Source organism: Variovorax sp. J31P207, from assembly GCF_030316965.1.
GTDB classification, from domain to species: Bacteria; Pseudomonadota; Gammaproteobacteria; order Burkholderiales; family Burkholderiaceae_C; genus Variovorax; species Variovorax ginsengisoli_B.
Genome location: NZ_JASZYN010000005.1, coordinates 365,180 through 385,413 on the forward strand (window position 1 = coordinate 365,180; position 20,234 = coordinate 385,413).

The 20,234-nt window shown below is 59.3% G+C and carries 13 protein-coding genes; 5 read left to right on the forward strand and 8 right to left on the reverse strand.

The features are described 5' to 3' along the window. Nucleotides 1-552: 552 nt before the first annotated feature. The 4 genes from QTI68_RS19645 to QTI68_RS19660 form a co-directional block, all read right to left on the reverse strand. Nucleotides 553-1,434: a plasmid partitioning protein RepB C-terminal domain-containing protein gene (locus tag QTI68_RS19645; RefSeq protein ID WP_286523712.1), complete on the reverse strand. Its 882-nt coding sequence runs from the start codon at nt 1,432-1,434 to the stop codon at nt 553-555. Continuing rightward, complete coding sequence (locus QTI68_RS19650) at nt 1,431-2,333, reverse strand: plasmid partitioning protein RepB C-terminal domain-containing protein (RefSeq protein ID WP_286523714.1); 903 nt, start codon at nt 2,331-2,333, stop codon at nt 1,431-1,433. Before QTI68_RS19650 ends, QTI68_RS19645 begins: the two co-directional genes overlap by 4 nt. Then, the gene (locus QTI68_RS19655; RefSeq protein ID WP_286523715.1) at nt 2,330-3,883 is read right to left on the reverse strand and encodes a recombinase family protein; all 1,554 of its coding nucleotides are present in this window, start codon (nt 3,881-3,883) and stop codon (nt 2,330-2,332) included. Before QTI68_RS19655 ends, QTI68_RS19650 begins: the two co-directional genes overlap by 4 nt. Nucleotides 3,884-5,009: 1,126 nt before the next feature. After that, nucleotides 5,010-5,471 (reverse strand): mobile mystery protein A, encoded by a 462-nt coding sequence (locus tag QTI68_RS19660; protein ID WP_286523716.1) that lies wholly within the window; start codon nt 5,469-5,471, stop codon nt 5,010-5,012. A 586-nt stretch (nt 5,472-6,057) separates the two neighbouring features. On the opposite strand from QTI68_RS19660, the gene QTI68_RS19665 reads away from it, so the two are divergent. Beyond that, on the forward strand, nt 6,058-7,629 hold the full coding sequence (locus QTI68_RS19665; protein WP_286523718.1) for a hypothetical protein: 1,572 nt from the start codon (nt 6,058-6,060) through the stop codon (nt 7,627-7,629). A gap of 35 nt (nt 7,630-7,664) precedes the next feature. Here QTI68_RS19665 and QTI68_RS19670 read toward each other — a convergent pair whose 3' ends face one another. From QTI68_RS19670 to QTI68_RS19675, 3 genes are read right to left on the reverse strand one after another with little or no spacing between them, the layout of a single operon-like run. Further along, nucleotides 7,665-8,258, reverse strand: a complete 594-nt coding sequence (locus QTI68_RS19670) for an HAD domain-containing protein (RefSeq protein ID WP_286523720.1) — start codon at nt 8,256-8,258, stop codon at nt 7,665-7,667. A 39-nt stretch (nt 8,259-8,297) separates the two neighbouring features. Then, entirely contained in the window at nt 8,298-8,498 is a 201-nt protein-coding gene (locus tag QTI68_RS40170) for a BPSL0761 family protein (protein ID WP_353506436.1), read from the reverse strand. Next, entirely contained in the window at nt 8,495-9,154 is a 660-nt protein-coding gene (locus tag QTI68_RS19675) for an HAD domain-containing protein (RefSeq protein WP_286523721.1), read from the reverse strand. Before QTI68_RS19675 ends, QTI68_RS40170 begins: the two co-directional genes overlap by 4 nt. 881 nt (nt 9,155-10,035) lie before the next feature. On the opposite strand from QTI68_RS19675, the gene QTI68_RS19680 reads away from it, so the two are divergent. From QTI68_RS19680 to QTI68_RS19695, 4 genes are read left to right on the forward strand one after another with little or no spacing between them, the layout of a single operon-like run. Beyond that, on the forward strand, nt 10,036-10,869 hold the full coding sequence (locus QTI68_RS19680) for a TnsA endonuclease N-terminal domain-containing protein (protein ID WP_286523722.1): 834 nt from the start codon (nt 10,036-10,038) through the stop codon (nt 10,867-10,869). Next, nucleotides 10,866-13,079, forward strand: coding sequence for a TnsB C-terminal domain-containing protein (locus tag QTI68_RS19685; RefSeq protein WP_286523723.1), 2,214 nt, complete (start codon nt 10,866-10,868; stop codon nt 13,077-13,079). The genes QTI68_RS19680 and QTI68_RS19685 overlap by 4 nt, the downstream gene beginning before the upstream one ends. After that, the gene (locus QTI68_RS19690) at nt 13,076-14,560 is read left to right on the forward strand and encodes an AAA family ATPase (protein ID WP_286523724.1); all 1,485 of its coding nucleotides are present in this window, start codon (nt 13,076-13,078) and stop codon (nt 14,558-14,560) included. The genes QTI68_RS19685 and QTI68_RS19690 overlap by 4 nt, the downstream gene beginning before the upstream one ends. Before the next feature lie 28 nt (nt 14,561-14,588). After that, nucleotides 14,589-16,208, forward strand: a complete 1,620-nt coding sequence (locus QTI68_RS19695; protein WP_286523965.1) for a TnsD family Tn7-like transposition protein — start codon at nt 14,589-14,591, stop codon at nt 16,206-16,208. Between the two features lie 1,241 nt (nt 16,209-17,449). On the opposite strand, the gene QTI68_RS19700 is transcribed toward QTI68_RS19695, so the two are convergent. Then, a complete protein-coding gene (locus QTI68_RS19700; RefSeq protein ID WP_286523725.1) occupies nt 17,450-20,167 on the reverse strand; it encodes a phospholipase D-like domain-containing anti-phage protein in 2,718 nt (905 codons plus the stop codon). Nucleotides 20,168-20,234 lie beyond the last annotated feature (67 nt).

Below are 20,234 nucleotides of genomic sequence, written 5' to 3' on the forward strand. Positions count from 1 at the left end.
TTCCTCAGACGCATAAATGGCGCAGAACTCGCTGACGCCAGGTCGCCATCGCGGCTTACCTGAAACCGGGCAACGGCCGACGCGAAAGTTGCGGTGCAGCCACACCTAGGACACGCGTCAATGCCGGTCGCGTGGACGGTCGGCTACCACTATGACCTGCGGCCGCGCGTCGGTCGGTCGCCAGGGGGCTCGAAGCGGCCGTCCACCAGCAATTACGGCGACGAAGTCCAATTATGGTGGCCCCACGTAATTGGCCGTAGTCGCCGCTCGCTAGGGCGCGGCGACCCGGCTCGGCACGGGTTGCGCGAAGATATTGCCAGCCGAACGCACACTGAAGCGACCACTCACTAGCGATGAATGCTACGCCAAGCTTAAATGGCGCGCCTCGACGACCGGTGTCTCGCGGCGAACCCGGCCGTTCAGGTTCCGCGAAGCAATTGACGTTCATTTGCAGTCTGCTGACGACAAGGTCGGGAGGCGGTGGTCGTGCCCGCGGTCTGAGCAGTAGCGAGTCACGGGCTTCGGCCTCGTCGTAGGTAGCCATCGTGTCGCCTAGGCATCAATCGACGTCATCTGGATAATCTTCGAGAATTCTTCGAGAATTTCCGCATAGTTGCCCTGCAGATACCGCATCACCCGGGGGTTGTCCATCAACTTCATGATGTAGCCTCTGGCCAACATCAAGTTGAGCATCTCTTCCCCGTGAGATTGCTCCGCAACCTTGTACTGAGCAAGCACGTTGGACATCTCGTTCTCCATGCGAACCAACTGCTCCTGTGACAAGGCAGCAACTCCCAACGGCTTCTTGCCGGCCACCAGCATCTCGGGCGGCGTAGCCGCCAACAGTGCGCGCGCATAGCTTGTAGTGACGCTGTTCGCCGCGACCATCAGCTCCGCACACTCGACCTGGCGTGTAGGCTTCATACGTCGAAGCACCGGGGAAAGCTCTGTGGAGAAGTTCCGGTCCTTCAGGATTTCCACCACTTCCGCGCAGATTCCATCCAGCAAAGTGCTCTTCTTCTGCAGAAGGCTCACGTCTATGCAGAGACCCTTGGCAAGCTTGCCGGCTGAAATGCCTCGGTCGATGGCCCGACGAATCATCAGATGCTCTTGAATCGTAGATAGCCGACTGACCCGATTGTTGTAAGTAAAGGACTCGTCGTCGGTTGCCACCAGGCACGGAACTTCTACTAGACCAATCTCCTTCATGACGTGGAGCCGCAAATGCCCGTCCAGCACAAGGTGCTGCCCGTTCTTGCGGTCCACGGCCGACACCGAAAGCGGCTCAATCAACCCGATTTCCAGAATCGATTCCCGAATTTGTCGGTACTTGTGCGAGGAAACCAGCCGTGCATCCAACTTGGTCGATGGCAGCAGGCTCTCCACTGGAATCATCATTGGCTTCGGCAGGAATCCCAGCGCGACTGTCGTCACAACGCGCCTCCGAGACGGACGATACGCTCAGCCAAGTACTTGGGAAGCGTGTCAAGCCCTTCGACCCTTAAGAGGTTCACAAGATTTTCGTCCGCGCACATCTTTCGCAGCGCACCGAGGATGAAGAACAGCCTCTGCTGTACGAGCGAGGATTTGCGAACCATCATGCGTTGCCTCTCGACCTCCTTCTGATACGCGCGCACGAGGCTGGAACTGCTCACCTCGGTTCGCCGGCGAGGCGGAGCTCGAGCGACCGTACGCCCGAGGAACTGACGCCGCTCCACGAGCTTCTTTGCGTACATCAGCTGCGGACCGCGTAGTTCGCCAGATTCATAGGACTCCTGCATGGCCATTTGTATCGACTTGTCGTCGTCGCCGGCGCCAACGATGAGAATGGCCACAGTGATTGGGATTTTCCCGCGTTCAACCGCGACCAAGAGGCGTTCCTCTCCCTTGTCCGCGAGCTCGAGAATCTGACGGACATAGCTTTCGTGGAGGTCTGTTTTTCGAGAGATATCCTTTGCGGAGCACCCTCTGTCGCGCAGAAGGGTAATACCGCGCAGCAGCTCCAGCGGTTGATGACGCCGCCTAGCAATGTTTTCAGCCAAACTCATCACGAAGGCGTCCTCATCCGACACGGTCACGACTAGAGCAGGGATTCGCGTCTCGCCGAGACGCAAAAACGCCTTAAGGCGCCCTTCGCCGCAGACCAACATATAGCGCTCGGCGCCATCGTCGCTCGGCCGAGGCGTCACCGTCACCGGCTTCTTCAGCCCGACCGCACCGATGTTGTCCACGATGACATCAAACTTTCGCTGATTTCGCTCTCGGGGATTGAGCACATCGATTCGGTCGAGCGGAATCATCCGAAGTTCGGGAAGTGGCAGTCCGCTGCTCATGCGGCTCTCCTCAGCCGGGTGCGCGCCGCCATTCCATACAAGTAGTCGAGGTTCTCAAAGCGAAAGTTCTCTAGCTCAACGGGGTTGCGCTCTCCCAAGTTGATGCGAGGGACCACGATGTCGAGGCGCGGCAGCAGGTAGTAGTCCAAAGCCACCTTATTCTCGGGAGCCAAACGCACCGCTACCGTCAGGTCGGGCTCAAGGCTGGTATCGAACCGAATCTTCCAGAAGAGGTGGCCCGACTCTCGGCGCTGACAGCGCGCCAGCACCAGGGATACGCTGAACTCATCGTTCACCCAGAGAAGGTCCGTCTGGGGAGCATGCCGCACCTTGCCGCCCAGAGCATCCATCCGGTCTACTGTCTCCTTGACGATTGTGGGATGCAGCCGCCTTAAGAGCCGATTGATTTCGATGTACTGGAAGTCACGGAAAGGCGTGTAGCCAACGAGCTGGTAGGCCCTGACAAGACTCCCAAAGCGGTGGGCGTAGACCGACGACGACGGCATGCCCTCGGTTGAATTGATGAGAAGGCCGGAGAGCGCCTGCCGCTCGCGGTACAGATGTCGCAGCCGGTCGATGAGCTCTTCATCCGAGAAGCGACGAGAGCGGGCGCGGATGATTCCCTGGGCAGTGTAGAACTCCTCCTTTCCCACGAGAGGCGGAAACGCATCCTCCTTCCGAATCCACATTTCGCTGGGGTTGACCACCCGCAACTTGCGCAGCTTGAAGGAAATCCGGTTGTAGACGTTGCTACCGATGTACTTCTCGTTGATAAGAATTTCGTGAACGGTCGCCCTCGACCATTCGCGCCCGTGCTCTCCTCTGATGCCAGATGCATTCAGACGCGCGGCGATGTTGGCCTCGGAGAGGCCATCGTTGACAAACCATCTGTAGATTTGCCTCACAAGAAGAACTTCCGGCTCCGGGCCGGGGATAAGAACCACGCGGTCGGTCTGCAGGCTCTTGTGCTCCCCTCTGGATAGCTCAGCCTTGGGCGCACCGCTTTGGTCGATTAGAAGTCGCCGCAACCCAAATCCTGCGGGCCCACCTTGGCGGAATCCCTTCTCAATCAGGCGACATTGGCCCGCGAAGACCTTCGCGGACAACTCCCGACTGTACTCACCAGCCATCGCGCGCTTGACGCCTTTGACAATCGTCGAAACCGGAGAGCCGTCGTTCTCAAACTGCTCTGCGCAGTAGGCAACCTGGATGCCGGCACGCTTGCAGATGTACTCGTAGTAGGCGCTCTCATCAGCGTCTTGAAAGCGGCCCCACCGGCTGACGTCGTAGACCAAAACAATCGAGAAGTTCGCTTGGCCTGATTCGACGTCTTTGATGAGGCGTTGCAGGGCCAATCGTCCAACGATGCGCAATCCGCTCTTGCCTTCATCCGCGTATGTTCGAACGACCTCGATGCCTCTTTGCGCGGCGTACTCGCGAATGCGGTCAACCTGGTTCTGAGTCGAATACTGCTGGTGCTCCGTCGACATGCGAACGTACTCCGCCGCGAGAATCGGCGGGTGACCACTGGCAGACGACGTTGTGTCCATGTCGCGTCTTCTCCTGCTGCCACTGTGTTGCTACGACCAGCATCGCCGCGCTTGGCGAAGCTGCGCAGATGATGAGCTGCTGATGCAGTCTTCGCTTCATCGTGCGCCACACGCATAAGCCGCCAAGTTATCAGGTCCTCGTCCCGATATCGATTAAGTCCTCTCTTTGCAATCACCCGCACGCTACGTGACGGCGGAAACCAGCGTAAGTCGGACCGTCCAAGAACGCCCTGGAGCCATTTGTTCTCGCCCTATCTCAACGAGTTTGAAGAGCCCGGACGGCGGTGGCCAAGATGAGGACGCGTCGCTCTTTGCAATCCTCTGGGATGCGCCAGAGCGCTGTTCGTTTCGGCTGTGCTGCCGGCTGCGGTTTTCAGCGGTGTACTCGGGATGTGCTTGCCGGTAGTTTCGCCAGTAATCAGGATGCTTTTCCCGCCAAGCCTTCTGGGCCTCGAGCTGATTCTGGTGATAGTCGTCATCATCCGTCCTTCGCTTGGCACGTTGCCACAGGCGCTTGCGGGCACGCTGGCACTCTTCTTTTTTGCAGTAGGCTTGACGCGGGGACTGGGGCCTCGGCTCGAAAGTCTCTCCGCAGGCCGAGCACCATCTCTTTTCCATAGCAGCATCCTCGTATGACTCCGCGAGGCGCCGCTCCTTTCCGCGAGCCATTGCCTGTAGGAGTAGCTCGGCCCGTAGCACAAGGCTCGTCGAGGCAGTGGCGGAGCTCGAAGGGATGCCTCGAAAGCTGAGTCACGAGCGGCGGTCGAAAGCCTGGTCTCGCCGCAAGTCCGCCGGATAGACACAAATAGCGCCAAAGCTCACCAAGTTGAGGTTAAGCCGGCGCGTAGGTCCTCGTCCGACCATTGAGCATCACAGCCACGCGCTCCCACAGGGCGATGAGTCACATGAAAAGAACGACGCACACGACACGTTGTCAGCTTCATCGACTTGCTGGACCTATGGCTCGTGGCGCTGTCGATGCCGACCCCTCTGGGTACCATCGCGCTTGGTCGAGCGCGTCATCTTGTCCACGCTCGTCCGTCTGGTTTCGGAGCACGGGCAAGGAAAGTCGACTGCGAGTTCGCCAAGGTGGAAAACGGTCTTGGTCGCCACGGCCTTCTGCAAGCTACCGCCAAAAGTCCGACCACTTCCCCGCGAGCAGTTCTGCGCGACGCTCTTCTACCTGCCGACGGAGATGGCGCTCACCAGGACGCTGGTCTTCCAGTTGCATGGAATGTGCGAGTTCCTGTGATTCCAACCGGGCAATTCCTGTGACCCGCTCTTGAATCACTTCGGTCAGTGGCTTGCGAGGCACTAGGCCGTAGACCAATTCACAGTCCAAGCCTTCGGCAAGCTTGCGCAGCTGCGCCAACGAAATTCGCTCGTCCACCTCTGACCGCTCGCACTTGTGCAAGGTGGCCGCAGCAATTCCCAAGCGAGCGGCTTGCTGGCGAACAGTCAGACCCAACGCCTCGCGAACCACACGCAACCAGCCATCAGGCGGAATTTGCGTGCCTCGAATTCGGCGATATCGGTTCAACGATTCGTCCACCTGTTGCAGGCGAAGAAGGTTGAAATTTGGATTCATTTGTTAGCTTATAGGCTTACACAAATCTAACATATGTTAGCCTATCAGCGAACATACAGCAAGCGTTCCGGGATGAGCGGGGCATAACTTCGGTACCCAGCAATGAGGCCGCGAGCCGGGGCATCTTCGCCGAGGTTCCGGAGGGCGGTAATCGGTCAAGAGCGGAACTACGTCACACCCGTCGACTTTTCCCATCCCCCTCGACCGAGACTGCTTTCGCGCTGGCTAGAGTCCAATGGCAAGCTGGTCGCCGAACTTTCGGAGCATTCAATCGATAGACTCTAGCAATCAGTGAGGCCTCGTTTCTTTCCATCCTCGGCGCCGCGACTCTTATGGCGGCCTACCTCGGCACGAGACCGCACACCCACCCGGCGACCGAACTGCGAGGGTGCATGCCCTGAATGAGCTGTAGCTCGCTCTGGCAAGGGTACGGAAAAGCGGTGTCCATGGATATGCATTCGCATCGTTGGGCACGTTCACGGCAACGTAAGAACTGAGCTATAGGGAAGAAAAGTCCTTCAGCTTCAGAACACCTAGGCAGCATCAAGCGGCGCGAAATATTGTCCGCATAGGAGGAATTTTTGTCATGCGAACGGTCTACGCTACCGCCCTTGAAGTCGGTGAATCGTCGGATGTTTCCATCGCTCTAGACTATGTCGGCAGGTGGATTCACGATTGGTATAGGCGGCAGAGGCTTTCCGTCGAAGTGCGGGGAAATTTGGCATCCGGCGACCTCGTGCTCGAACCGGCGGAAGGTCATAGGCTTTCCATTCATCATCACTCGTCTACCGGCGAACCACAAGTTGGGCTCGTTGACATCCGCTGGGAGTACCCGGACCAATACGACGCCAGCCTTGGCTGGGTGGTATCGATTGCTCTCCTCAACACGCCGAGCGGGCTCATCCTTTCACTCGATTTGGCCGTCACCGGTCTCCAACTTCTGTTCGCGCCGGCGAACTTCAAGCTGGGTTCACCGCGCGTGATTCGAGACATCTCGCGACTTCGTTCAGTCCGCATAGCAAACCATCCCTACAACGTGAGCCCTGAGGTGATTGGCGCTGAGGAAATCGAGGCGCTGGTATCTGAGCTGACAGACCAAGCGCGCCCGTTCCCAATTGTCGTCGTGTCCAGAAGACCCTCTGACGACCACCCTCCCATCGATACGTCGGGTTTAGCGGAGCGGCTCGCCGGGGTGGCAAAGGTCTATGAATTGTCTGACAAGTGGGCCGCATTCCGCCTGACCGAAGTCCTGTCAAAGCCGCTGTCATGTTTCGCCGGCGCTGTACGCTTGTACTGGCCTCACTTTTCGTCTGAGGCGGACCCATACTTGCACCCGCTGTGGATGCCTTGGCAGTTCCGGGACGTACAAGTTGCTGATAGAACCCTCGCCGACCTTGTCGGCATGGTGTTCGACGCTGCGGCGTTTCGATATGTCGAGCCCGCAGCAACCTCTCGCTTTCGACAATCAGCTGCTCGCGAGCAGAGGGAAGCGAGTCGCGCCAACAGCCCTTCTTCTGCAGACGAATTGCTGGAGGACTTGGTAGCAGTCGAGACCCAGCTCGAAGAGCTACAGCGCGCGCACGCCGACCTCTTACGAGAAAACGAGACGCTCAGAGGGAACGCAATTGCACTTGCTGCACACGCGGGCCGTTCGGGAACAGTCTCTCAGGCCCGAGCCGGGCTGGATTCGGAGGGCGACGCAGAAGAGAGTGAGTCTCCGAGAACTGTAGAAGATGCCGTCAAGTGGGCCTCCCAGCGAACCACACACATCGCATTCCTGGACTCCGCCTATTCGACAGCATCGCAGTCCCCATTTCGCCACCCAGACCGAGCAGTTCAGGCCCTCATGGCGATTGACGAAGTCGCAGCAATTTGGGCGAACAGCATCGAGACTGGAAAGTCTGTAGGGTCGATTCGACAACTGTTCAAGAAGCGTGGCTTTGAGTATGCCGACGATGTATCCCAGACGTCCAAGGGAAAATGGGGCGGCGAGTACGTCGCAAGCTACAAGGGGCGAGATATCGACATCTCTCCACACATCACCATTGGTGCGAAGCAGGCGGACTCTTGCCTCTCCGTCCATTGGGCGTGGGACAGAGAAGAAAAATCAGCCATCGTTGCTCATGTCGGACGGCACAAGACAAACACAAAGACGTAACCCGATGACTCATGTTCGACCATCAGCCATTGCTATCAACTCGTTTCGAATCCGAGACCCTTCCCGTTCAGGAGCGCAAGCTTCCGTTTGAGCTCGTCCAATACGCTCGGCTCGCTGATGCCAAGTTCCTCATGAGTCCGGATGAACCTGCCACGACACCACTCAGGCCAACCCTCGTCTGTGTCGTCTAGGGCGAGCCAATCGCGCGGCTGCCGACGTCGAATGTCAGCCGCTACCTGTTGACCACGAGACTGCGCGAGGAAGGCGCCCTCATTCATTTCGGTGTGAAACGTTGCGCCAATGACCCGCGCACGCAGCGCGTCGGGAAGCCGCTTCGCCGCCTTATCACACGAGTACAGCCGCACCCAACTCGTGCTGAGCACGATACGAACCGATGGATATGGTTCGAGAACTTCGGCAAGCAGCGGCGCATGCTCGAACAAGGTGTATCCCTCAGCCTTGAAAAATGGACCGCGCTTCGGCGACCAATAGACTGACTCGCAGTGGACGACGCCGTCGTAGTCCAGCCACAGGATGAGCTCTCCACGCCCTTTCGGGGCCTTTCCGAGATACCTCTGAACACTCCCCGCTGGCGCCCAGGCTGCCGCATCTTCTGACAATTTCGTCATGGGAGGCTCTGCGTTCGTGCTGCTTGTCATGCCACTCCTTCACCGGGGTATGACCACCAGGCAGGAAATGCGGAGGACGTGAGGTGCATGTCGCTGTTGCTGGGATAGTGAACGTAGTAGCGCCTCGGCGTATCTCTGAAGTGCAGCGGGTGACTCCTGCGCCATCCGGCTGCGGGCGAGGAGGCAAAGGAACTTCCGTGTTTCGACCACAGCTCGGGTGCGTTCACTCGGCACAGTCATCGGACGGACCTCTCTTCAGGCAGTTCGCGTTGGCCGGCCCTCAACGAGAACGCGATGCGGAGCTTCCTGTATTCAATCTCGATGAGGCCTACGCCTTCGGTGCATAGGACGATGAACGGCTGCCGCTCCTCAGGCTGCGCAATGCACAGGCCTGTCCCCGATAGTTCGTCGTCGAGCACTACCCATGCGTCACAAAACTCAGGGTGGGCGTCGAGCCAGTTGCTAATTTCCGTCCAACGAAGGTCCGGTCGAGTTGCTTTGGGCGTAGCCGAATCTGGATGCATATTGTCGGCAACAAAGCGGAGTCCACCGCGGACCAGCGCTTCCTTCAATGAGTTGTCGTCCATCAGCCACCACCACGAAGTCGAGAGCACGTATTTCGGCAAAAATTCCTCATGCAGCGAACCCAGAAGCGCGATAGCTTTGGCATCAAATAGTCTCAGCCACGGGTCGATGTCGCAGTCATACCGGGCTTCGCTCGTTGAACGAGGTGAGTTCGCCAGCGCGAGCGCAACGTCATATCCCCCGAACGGGTTATTGAGACACACAACATCGTCGAAGTCGAGGAATAGGACGACTGAGCTGCAAAGCCGGTAGCGCCTAGCCACGACCATCTGGAGGGAGCAATTTGTGGATATATGCCATGGCGCGCTCATTCATTCTTTTGTGGCCAAGCCAGAATCACGACGTTCCACGAGACTTGCGGTCACGTCTGCATATTCGACGACCTCGTTGACGCGCATCCACCCCCGCCATGTGTGCTCCGCATCCGCGTTCCAACCGGGCCGACCGCGGAGCTCGTAGACCCTCCCGCTCCCGGTCACGCCTCTCATGGAGGCCGGGTCAAAGGATTCGACCTGCGAACTGACCATCCCCGACCTGTCCTGAATCGACCACCCCACGAAATGGCGGGTGCGGTGGGGTTTCCTCGGCATCTTCACTTCAAAAACCTGCCACTCGCTCAGCCAAATTTCAGGTCGACCTTCGACTGGCGCGGTGGCCCAAAGGCCTTCGAAAAATTCCCTATCCATCCTCAACACTCCAATTCTCTATTGGGCAAAAATCTACCTCATTGATTTGATTTCGTCAACACCCGCAAATAACCACCTAAACTCCACAAGACCTAAAACGTTTCTCATTGAAAAGCGTACCGAATTTTAAGTAATAGGTCGTACAAATAGATGTTTAGCAACACTGATTGATTTGAAACCAAAACCACCAGTGCTCGTGTTCAGCCCAATCTAAAACGAAAATAACCAAGAACCGCGCACTGATTATTTCCTACTCAATTTGTTGGTCCGCTGTCCAACCGATAAGCTGCGCGCTTTTTTGGACACGCGGGCTATCCAGCTCGAGGGTCCAAGCGAACCCTTCAGGAGTTGACGTTGACGAGCCAGTGCCAAGCACCTTGTGGTGGCCCGCCCAAGCAGCACGGCTGCCCAAACGCCGTGGACATCAGGGCCAACAGGAACGCCTTGACACTGCCACGACCTCCAGGGCGGCGAGGCTCATCGGGCCGCGGCCCCCGCGTCGCGCCATGACGCGCCTGCGATATTCCTTCGACGAGGCCCGCGTGCAGCGCTTCATCGCCGAAGGACGGGGGGCCGGCATGGGAGCCTCCTATCTGCCGTGGCTCCAGATTCAGGACGTTCCTTCGAGTGGACGCTCGCACCGGCCATTCGGCGTCAAGTCAAAGCGAGTTCATCACCTGCTGTCTGACGGCGAATGGAAGTGCTTTCTGAAGCTCGAGGCCGACACGCAGGTTGAGGAGATTCGGGAGCAGTTTCCGATGGACCGATTCGAGACCTTTCGCTTGGCGCAAAAGCTGGGCCTGCGCCACCCGAGGACCCTGGATGGCACGCCCTACGTCATGACGCTCGACTTTCTGGTGACCATCAGGATGCCAGGGGGGCAACGATTGGTGCCATACACGTTCAAGTACGACCCCGAGACGCTGAGTCCGCGCGAACAGGAACTGATGGATATCACGCGCGCCTTCTGGCACTCCCACGCGATGGAGCTGCAGCTCATCGACCAGGGCTTTTTCGACGAGCCGTTCAACCTCAACTATGACTCGGTAAGGGGCTACTACGACATCAGTCAATTCGCATTCATCGAAGTCGTCGATGTGAGCGGTCTGGTGCAGGGGCTACTACAGGAGGTGCTCGCTCAAAGCGAGGCATCGCTCGCGAAGTCCTGCCGAATGTTGGCCGGGTCCTTCCACACGACGCCCAATGTCGTCTACCAAATCGCGATGCACTTGGTCGCACGCGGGTCCCTCCGCGTTGACCTCAGCAGCCCCGTTGGTTTGGAACTGCTTCCTATGCACGCCTACGCGACAACCCCTGCGGCACTGGAGCATTGGGCATGATGCTGCCGGTCAACACGCTCGTCAAGGAGCGCGCGACAGGTACGGTATGGCGAGTGTTGGATGAAGTTTCCTCAACGGAGACCAAGGACATCACCACAACGCATTTCGTGCTCATCGAGCTTCATACCTCAGGGGCTCTACCGCGCTTCGAAGGCAAGCTCAAGACTTTGAGTCGAATCGCATCCGACGAGCTCGTCGTCATCGAGGAGATTGTCGAATCCATCAACCTCATGAGCCTGTCATCCTACGACAAGGAACTCATCGAGCGGCGGTGGCGCCTGATTCAGTTCACCCTGCGCTTTCGCCAAAGGGTCTGGGAACAAAAGTTCCGAGGGCGACTCGCTCGGCGGCTTGCCGACTTCGGCATCTTCTCCAAGCCGTTCTTCTATTCAACCTTGCGGCTGTACTGGCAACACGGCCAGACCAAGGAGGCCGTGGTCACCCAGATGTGGCGTTGCGGGGCGCCCGGCGTCCAGCGTATCGCCGCCGAAGGTGCCCCGAAACCAGGACGGCCACGCAGCATCCAACCAGGCACCGGTGTTGCGGCCACCGAGCCACATCGGCGCAACATGATTCTTGCCTGGGCGAGCGCGCCGGTTGGTCGTGACGGGCGAGGACTGAAGAAGGCGTGGGAATGGATGCTCATCAGTCGCTATCCCGAGCACGTCAGGATGCTGCCGCGAAGGGACGACACCCAACGCCTAGAGGTTGAAAACTACGACGCGGTACCGACGTTCGAACAGTTCGAGTATCACTGGAAGCACGAACACCCGTTCGACGTGCGCCAGCTAAAACGGATGTCGCAGCGTCGCTTTGAACTTGCCTTTAAGCCCTTGCTTACGGGCACGCTGCAAGAGGTTCGCGGCCCTGGCACGCGCTACTACATTGATGCCACTGTTTTGGACGTGTACGCGGTCTCTCGCTTCAACCCTCGCCGCATCGTAGGGCGCCCCACTCTGTACGTTGTCATCGACCAGTTCACTCGCATGGTGGTAGGCATCTATGTTGGACTGGAGCCACCCTGCTGGGCAGGGGCAATGCTGGCGGTCTGGAACTGCTCCGTCGACAAGGTAGCCTTCTGTCGGGAGTACGGCATCGAGATTACTTCGGATATGTGGCCGACTGGCTATATGCCACTGCATCTGATGGGTGACCGAGGCGAGCTCAAGTCGGAAGAAGCCGATAGGCTGTCTGCCGGCTTCAACATCGACGTCGAGAACGCCACGGCCTACAGGGGCGATGCCAAGGGCATCGTCGAACGCATGTTCCGGACTCTGCACGCGGTGTTTGGACCTTTCCTTCCGGGCTACATCGACAAGGAGTTGGCAGGTCGTGACGCGGAGCCAGCAGTGCTTCGCAGCGCCATGACGCTCGAGGCCATCACCCGCGCGGTCATCAACGCAGTTGTGATTGCAAATACGCGGGTCGTACGCGACTACGAAGGCTGGCCAGAGGTCATTGCGGACGGTGTCCCGTTTGTACCGGTCAGCCTCTGGAAATGGGGTGTCGACAACCTCCGTTCCGATGTGCGCACATTTTCCGACATGCACCTCAAGCGCCATCTCTGGCCAAAGGCGCAGATGACCACGACAAAACGCGGACTGCAGCTGTACCGCGGCCTCTATTACATGGGTGAAGAGCTTCGGCGGCAGTCGTGGTTCGCTCAGGCCCTGCACCGAAAGCAGTTGGTTGATGTTGTGTATCACCCCCTCGCGAGTGGCGTCGCGGTGGCACTTCCCTCCGAGGCACGAGGGCCCGCGCACGAACTGTCCCTGGTTCCTCGAAGCCGACGTCTTGGCGGCGTGAGCTTCAGCGAGGTTGCCGCTCTCGAGTTCCAGAAAAGGCGACAAAACGCGTCGGCCTTCTGGACCAACCTACCGGACCAGCTCTCCGCTTACCGAGACACCATCGAAGACGCGGCGCGCAGCCGCCGGTTGGCGGAACGCGCCAAGCCGCGTGGTGAAACGCGCGCGGAGCGCACGCGCGATATTCGCTCAAACCGTGAGGAGGAAATCAACCTGATGACTTCCGAGGTATTTCTCAACACCACCGGCGATGACCCGACCGGAAATGTCGTCGACGCCGATGAACAAAAGTCCGCGCCAGCCGACGAGGTGACGAACCGCACTGCGGATTCTGTCCGTCGGCTGCTCGAAGCGCGTCGCAGGCTGCCCCCTCCCCCGACCACCAGCCCGACTGACCCCAAATGAATCTCACTGACCTCAATTCGCCGGCGGTCGCGCCGCTCATCGCCTCGTACACCCGGCGCCCGGGACCCGAGGCAAACACCAATGCCCTTGTTCTCGCGCTACCAGCAGTCAAATCTGACGAGGAGTGGCTGGAGCAACTGACAGTCTTGCCGGCCTTTGACGAGTCCCAGTTGCGTGACCCGGGATACCTGCGCTCCTACTACGTGGCCGAGCTCAAGGACTTCTTCATTCCGGCCGAACGGGCACGCCAGCTTTCTCGGCGCCTGGACATGCTCATCCGGGCAGGGTATCGCAAGCGCAATCCTCTGAAGGGCGACCACTTTCGAGCGCTGCAGCGCAACTACGCCGCGGCCCAAAAATCTGGCAAGAAGGAGCCACTTGCCTTCTCCGAAGTCCGCACCATCACCAGTTTCTCCCTCATCGGCGTCTCAGGAATGGGAAAGTCGACCACAACAGAGGCAGTACTCGCAGCGTACCCACAGTACATCTTGCACGATGAGCTCGACCTGCACCAGGTCGTCTGGCTGAAAGTGGAGTGCCCGCGGGACGGCAGCGTCAAGGAACTGGCGCTGAACATTCTTCGTGCTTTCGATGACGTGCTGGGGACGGCGCACGCGCCGAAGTCGGCAAAAAACGTAACGCTTGAAGTCCTGATGAACCAGGTCAAGCAGCTCGCTCGAGCACATTGTCTGGGCTTGCTGGTTCTGGATGAGCTGCAGAACGTCAGCGTGCGCAAGAGCGGCGGCCGGGAAGAACTCCTGAACTGGTACCAGGAACTGGTCAATGAGCTCAAGCTGCCGCTGCTCGTCCTGGGCACGTTCAAAGCCCGTGCGGTGTTGCAGCTCGATGCGCGCCATAGTCGGCGTGCGGGCATTCTCGGTGGGGCGACTTGGCGCCCCCTCACGCGAGGCGCGGAGTTCGACCTGCTGGTGGAAACGTTGTGGTCCTTTCAGTGGCTACGCGAGCCGGGCGAGCTCACGGTTGAGTTCCGCGATGTCATCTTCGAGGAGACCCAAGGCGTCGTTGCATTCATCGTGGACATGTTCCTGGTCTCCCAACTGCAGGCACTGAGCCAAGGGAAGGAGACCCTCACGCCTGAACTCTTTCGCACCATCGCCCGCACGGAATTCGAGATTCTTCAGCCGCTCCTGAATGCCTTGCGTTCGAAGCAACCCAATCGCATCGCCAAGTTCGAGGATGTCGACAGCTACGACATCGACGAAATCATTCAGAAGCAGCAACTGCTCATCCCTAAGGGCGAAGTCAGCAAACCTGAAGCGAAGCCCGGAACGAGCCTTGTCGCCCGTGCGGCCGCACATGTCCGTTCTGCGATTGGTCTTTCCGAAGCAGACGCTCGCCGGCTCGTCGAAAGCGTTCTCACCGCCACCCACAAAACGCACGTAAAACTCACCGAGGACGCACTTGCCGCGTACTTTCGCGCGAAGGACAGCAAGGACGAGACCGTTGCGGACGTTGCCTAAGCCCTATCCCGACGAGCTGCTTTACAGCGTGGTCGCCCGGACCGCAGTTCGATATGGCTACTGGAGCCCAAAGAACCTCATGAAGGCCGTCTATGGTCGACAATCGGTGCTAGCCGTACCTGACCTGCCGTCAAATCTTGCGGAATTTGCCGCTCATGCACGAGCAAGTTGGCACTTGAGCCCAGAGGAAATCGCTCTTCGGCACACGATGGTGGGGTACTACACCCACTTCCTGGGCGCAGAGCGGCAGGCGGAAGTCATTGCTTGCATGGCGTCCAAGGGCGGGAATCTGCAGGTTCGCCTGGGCGTTTGTGCGGGTTCGGCGGTGGCGCCGAAGTGGTTTCAGCTGTGCCCCAAATGTCGTCAAGATGACCTCGCGACCTTCGGCGAATCCTTCTGGCGTCGGAGTCACCACCTTCCCGGCGTCCTGGTCTGTCATAGGCACGGAGTTCCGCTCCTCAGGACGAGCATCCCGTTTCGACCTGTTGGCAGGCATGAGCACTTGGCAGTACCCCTCGAGGACGTGACCGAGGGACTGTCCCCGCTGGTGAATCACCTCCATCGCTCGGAGACGGTGAAGGCCATTGCCGCGCGCAGTGCGCAGCTCCTCAGCGCTCCCGCTCGCGCCTGCGCGACGATTCTTGACTACCGCGAAGACCTGATGGCTTGTGGCTTCTCGTCTGGTCGACAAGGCTTTGCCCGTCTGCGGGGCGCCTTTGAAGAGCACTTCAGCCCGGTCATGCTTGAGGCCGCCCTGCGCGTCGACGGGCGGGACGACCATTTGGGGTGGCTGGCCGAGGCACTCCGACGACCTCGTCGACGGCTGCATCCCTTCAAGTATGTCCTGCTTTCCCACTTCGTCGACGCCAAACGCGCGGCGTCGCGGTCGGAACCGCCGCAGCACGAAGCAGCCGAGCAGCGCGCCAAGGCTTGGCGCGTTTATCGGTCACCGGAGCTGCGAAAAGAGGCAGCCGGCTTGGCAAATCTGGGGCTGAAGACCTACGCCGTTGCCAGGGCGCTAGATGTGGACTGGAAGACAGCCTCGAGATTGCTTGAGCCGATGCCGCCGGAAACCGAGCAGCCGGTTCGCGATATTCTTCCCGACCGCGCGGCCTGGACCTCGCTCGCGACGCGGCATTCTGGCGCAGGGAAAAAGCAACTTCGCGGCGAAGCGCCAGCGCTGTACGCTCGTCTATATCGCAACGACCGCCCCTGGTTGCTAGCCTGGCGACCGAACACATCCACGGCCGGGTCGCCGGTACCCTTGCGCCGTGTGGACTGGGCGACGCGAGACGCAGAAGTAGTCGACCTCATTCGTAGACAAGTCGCGGCGACGCTGCGTCAAATCCCGCCTCGCAGGGCTTCCAGCAACCACGTTCTTGGAGCGCTTGGTCTTCGTGCGCTCCTGAAGCACAACGGCCCGCGGCTCCCGAGGTCGGTGAGCACGCTTGCCGCCCTGCGTGAATCCGTGGAGTCGTACCAGTTGAGGCGTCTGACCACCACGCTGACGGGCGTGGCCGGCAACCTGTTGTCGGACTCACAACTTCTGTGGCGAGCTCGCATCAATCGCGCCCGTCTGCCGGATGGGGGAGCGGCACTGCTCGCTCTTGCGCGCGAAAGAGCTCGCGAGGCTCGCCATGATGTGTGAAAGCGCAGACGCTGCTTCTCCGCTAAACCTGGGTTGGGTGAACGGCTGGCGGAGCACAAGTCGCGGGCTCGAGCTTGAGACATGTCACCGGCAGGGAGGTGCCTGGGTGATGCGCCATGCGCCAGCGTCCTGGCTGTTCAATCGGCGGATATTCGAGCCATCCATCCTGCCCCCGGACCAGTTCCCCACTACGAGCTTTCGGGTGCGGATTCCCGACCTATCTCAACTCAGCTTGCTGCTTCAACCGGGTCGACTCATCCGTTCATTCGTTCGCTCTGTCGCCACCACCCGCCACGCCATCTATGTGGTCAACGACGGGGAAACAAAGGTCTATTTGCCAGCGGCGCTCCTGGTCCGCGAGCTTTGGCTCTGGACCGCAACGGTGCTCGATGCGCTTATGACACCGAACAGTCTGGCCCTATACCTCGGAGCTTCGCAGGAGGAAGACGGCTTGCTTGTTCAAGCGAATGGGCCATTGGCGGCAGCTCAGCAGAGCGACACTGCCCTTCGGCGCTTGAGTTGGTTGGCCCAATGTGAAGACGCCCGCAAGTCTTGGTCCAGCGTCCTGACCTTCGCTCACAAGGGAGACCTTCGCCTGAGTCTGCCACGAGCCGCCCTTGAAGCTTGGGGATGGGGTGTCAACATTTCCGGGGGAACACTCGTTGCAGAGCTCTCCTCCGCTGACCTGAGGTTTGCGGTGCCTCAGGAGGGAGGCCGGATGTTGTTGGGCAAGGCCGAGCGTCGATGCCCCCCGCCTGCGGTGCGGAGAGGTGGGTTTGTCAGCTTCTGACCCTGTCCCGCGGAAATCCGCTTTCGTCGTCGTGAATCCGCAATCAACTACACCCCCATTTCTGCGGCGCCCGTCGAACGGCGTCGTGCCGGGGTCTCGACCAGCTTCGGTTAGCCCTGCGTCGCCCGCTCGCGATTGAGCGGACGGCGATTGGCCTCCGCTTCAGAAACGCCGCGCGCAATACGTTCGCATAGCAATCGACCACAAATGCGTCCGCTCGAGTCCCATGGGAAAGCGAACCTTGAGAGGTTTGTCCAAGTACTTCGCGCACTTGGGCGCACACAGTACCTATTCATGCTGTTCCCAGTGCAATCTTTGAACAAGCCAAGTTTCGAGGAGAGGCTGAAACAGTTGGCGCCGACCAAGTTCAAGGTCTAAACGCCGACCGAAGGCGCACAGCCTAAGGACTCATTCCGCCGGAAGGTCCTGCCCCTCGAAAGAGGCAAACCTCTCAGCCCCAGCCAGCAGAAAGTTTCTCCACAATGTCCTTGCGAGAAAGCACCTGAGAGCACAGCTCCCAACGGTTTTCATCTGGGGCCAGGGACTCGTCGCTTTGATACCGCAACTCGAAGACGTTTCTTGCCTTGTCTCGGAGGTGCAGGTACTTGTCCAACTCTTCTTCCAAGCGAGATTGGTCCTCTATCCAGTCATCGTCGATGGTGTCCGGCAAGCCGCCGAAGATGTCGAACTTGTCTTTGAGCCGCTTCGACAGGGCTTGGTACACGTTCTCATCCCGTGTTCCGTGATACACGAGGTTGAGCATGTCCACGGACTTGCGCACCTGGCCAATCCGCTTGATGCGACCAAGACGCTGCTCCAGCCTGGAAGGATTCCAGGGAAGGTCGACGTTAATCAGGGCCCCCAGCGTCTGGAGGTTGAGGCCCTCACAGGCAGCGTCGGTGGCGACTACCAGCCGTAGCTCGCGTCGCTTGACAGCCGTCTTGATGTGCTCCCGCTCGACAGTTGAGAACAGTTCACCGCGGAACAGTCCGCTCTTGCCGACGCCGGCGTAGACCGCCACCGTCTCGTTGGGGAGAAGTTTTGCGAGTTCCGAGGCTACCCATAGGGCAGTGTCGTAGTACTGACTGAAGACGATACACCCGTGCTCAAGCCAGGTCCGGCCTTCTGTACGGTGCTCGCATAGGAAGTACTTCACTGCTGCCAACTTCGGGTCGCGCGCCTCCGGACGAGTCAATTCCTGGACGATAGTCTGCAGGTGCCCGGCTTCCTCCGGCGTCAGCACGGACAGTGCGTCAGCAATCTGCTCCGCCGCCTCATCATCCTCGATAGGTCTCTTATCCAGCATCATTTGAGCTGTGGACCGGCCGGCCGCGAAGCTCGAACAGATTCGTTGTAGCAGCAGGCTCTTCATGAAGCCGGCCGCCTTGGTGCGCTTGCTCAGAGCCGCCGTAAAACCCTCGGCGGCTTTATAGGCCAGCTCGAACGGGAGACTCGCCATCAATCCAAGGCCATTGAGGTTCAAACCGAGGTAGGTTCCGGCCTCGGCTTTCGGGTCCGGGTGAACGTCAACTGCGACCCGTTCAAGGAGTCCTCGTTCCTCCAATACCGCTCGCCGCCGAAGAACCGTATGCCGAAGAATCGGATTGTTCTCCTTGAAGAAGTCCGCATTGACCATCTGGTCGATGGCCATGGTTGCCATAAACGGAAGGTCTGAATATGGCTCTTGGCTGAAGAAGGTCTCGTCCGGAATGCCGGCAGCCATGCGCAGTTGAAAAATGCGCGAGTCGGCCTCCGAGTGCGGGGGGAGCGGCGCACGAAGTAGGTCCCAGGCTTCCTTGCCGTCGGTTGGACTCTTTTCTCCCTTGACGTACGGCAATACCTTCTCGGAGACGTGCCACTGGCTCGCATATGCGCGCCCAAGCACGAAGTCTGCTCCGGCGTTGAGAATTTTCAAGAGGTCCCAGAGCTCGTCGACGTTGGTCTGGATGGGCGTAGCCGTGCCGATAAGCAGATGGCGGGTTCTAGGGCCAATCTGAAGCATGAACTCCAGCAGGTTGTTCGCCTCACCGTCGTCGCTGCCCAGGGTGCGACTTGTGCGCGCCTTGTGCCCTTCGTCGAGAATCACTGTTCCGTACCGCACTTTCAGCAGCTCCTCGCGCTCTGTGCTCATGTGGAAGATGAGTCCAGTGGACACGATGGCAATTGCAGTCGGGCAGCGCGTAACGTCCGCGGCCCCCCGTGTTTTGATGATGTGCCCGTTCTGGTCCTGCCACACCTTCTTGTTGGAGAGCCATACGGCACTCGGGATACCGAGGCGGTCCTTAAGCTCCACCTGCCATTGAAGCGTCAGCGTGGACGGGCAGAGGATGAGGACCTTTCCATCGTCGAGGAGCGCCGACACCATCGCGCTAGTGGCAAGAGAAAGCGTCTTCCCGAGCCCCACTTCGTCCGCAAGCAGGAGCCGTACCTTCCCATAGACCTCACGATGTTGGAGAAACATCGTCACGAAGGACCGCTGCCAGGGCTGCAGTTGCTCGCCGCCTCGATACAGGGGCGCTTCGACCAAGCTCGCCGCTGGCACCTGTGAAGGGGGCAGCCCCTCGAACCTCACCTCGACGCGATTTGCAACACGTGATATTTCCTCAACGATAGCATCGGGAAGCGGATGGCCCTCCTTCCAGAGCGCGTCAAACTCTTCCTCTACCCACTGCACGCCCTCAGGCGAAGGGTCCTCCCAGAGAATCTCGTAGTTCGCCGCGAACGCACTCCGACTTTCGTTGATGGAACCCATGAAACACGTTTTGGAGCCATCCGCGCCTTCGACGACACCCGCCTTCCCGTGAAGAAAGACCATCTGTTTCGGAACGACGCGGATTTGAACGTTGCCACGCGTCAGAAGCTCGAACAGTTTGCGGTATCGGTCGCGATACAGCAGCGACTCGGCCTCTACCGGAACCACGTTCCACATTTCCTTCAATGAGGCCTCGCGCGCCGCCTTCGAGACGGCGATGTCGACTAGGTCCAGCTCACTGTTGCAGACAATTCGGACGTTGGGGATGTCGGCAATTTCCTCACCAACCAACTCGAAGATGGAACTCCGGAAGTAGCCAGCAATGCGTCGATAGGACTTGGCCCCCTTCAGGCGTTGCGTCAGAAACTCGGAATCAAGCTTCTGGCGCCGGGAGGAAAAGCGGCGAATGTCTGTCATACCTTCGCTCTTGCCGCATGCTCAGTGCCTGAGCGCAAAATAAACTCACAGCCCGGCCAATCGCTCC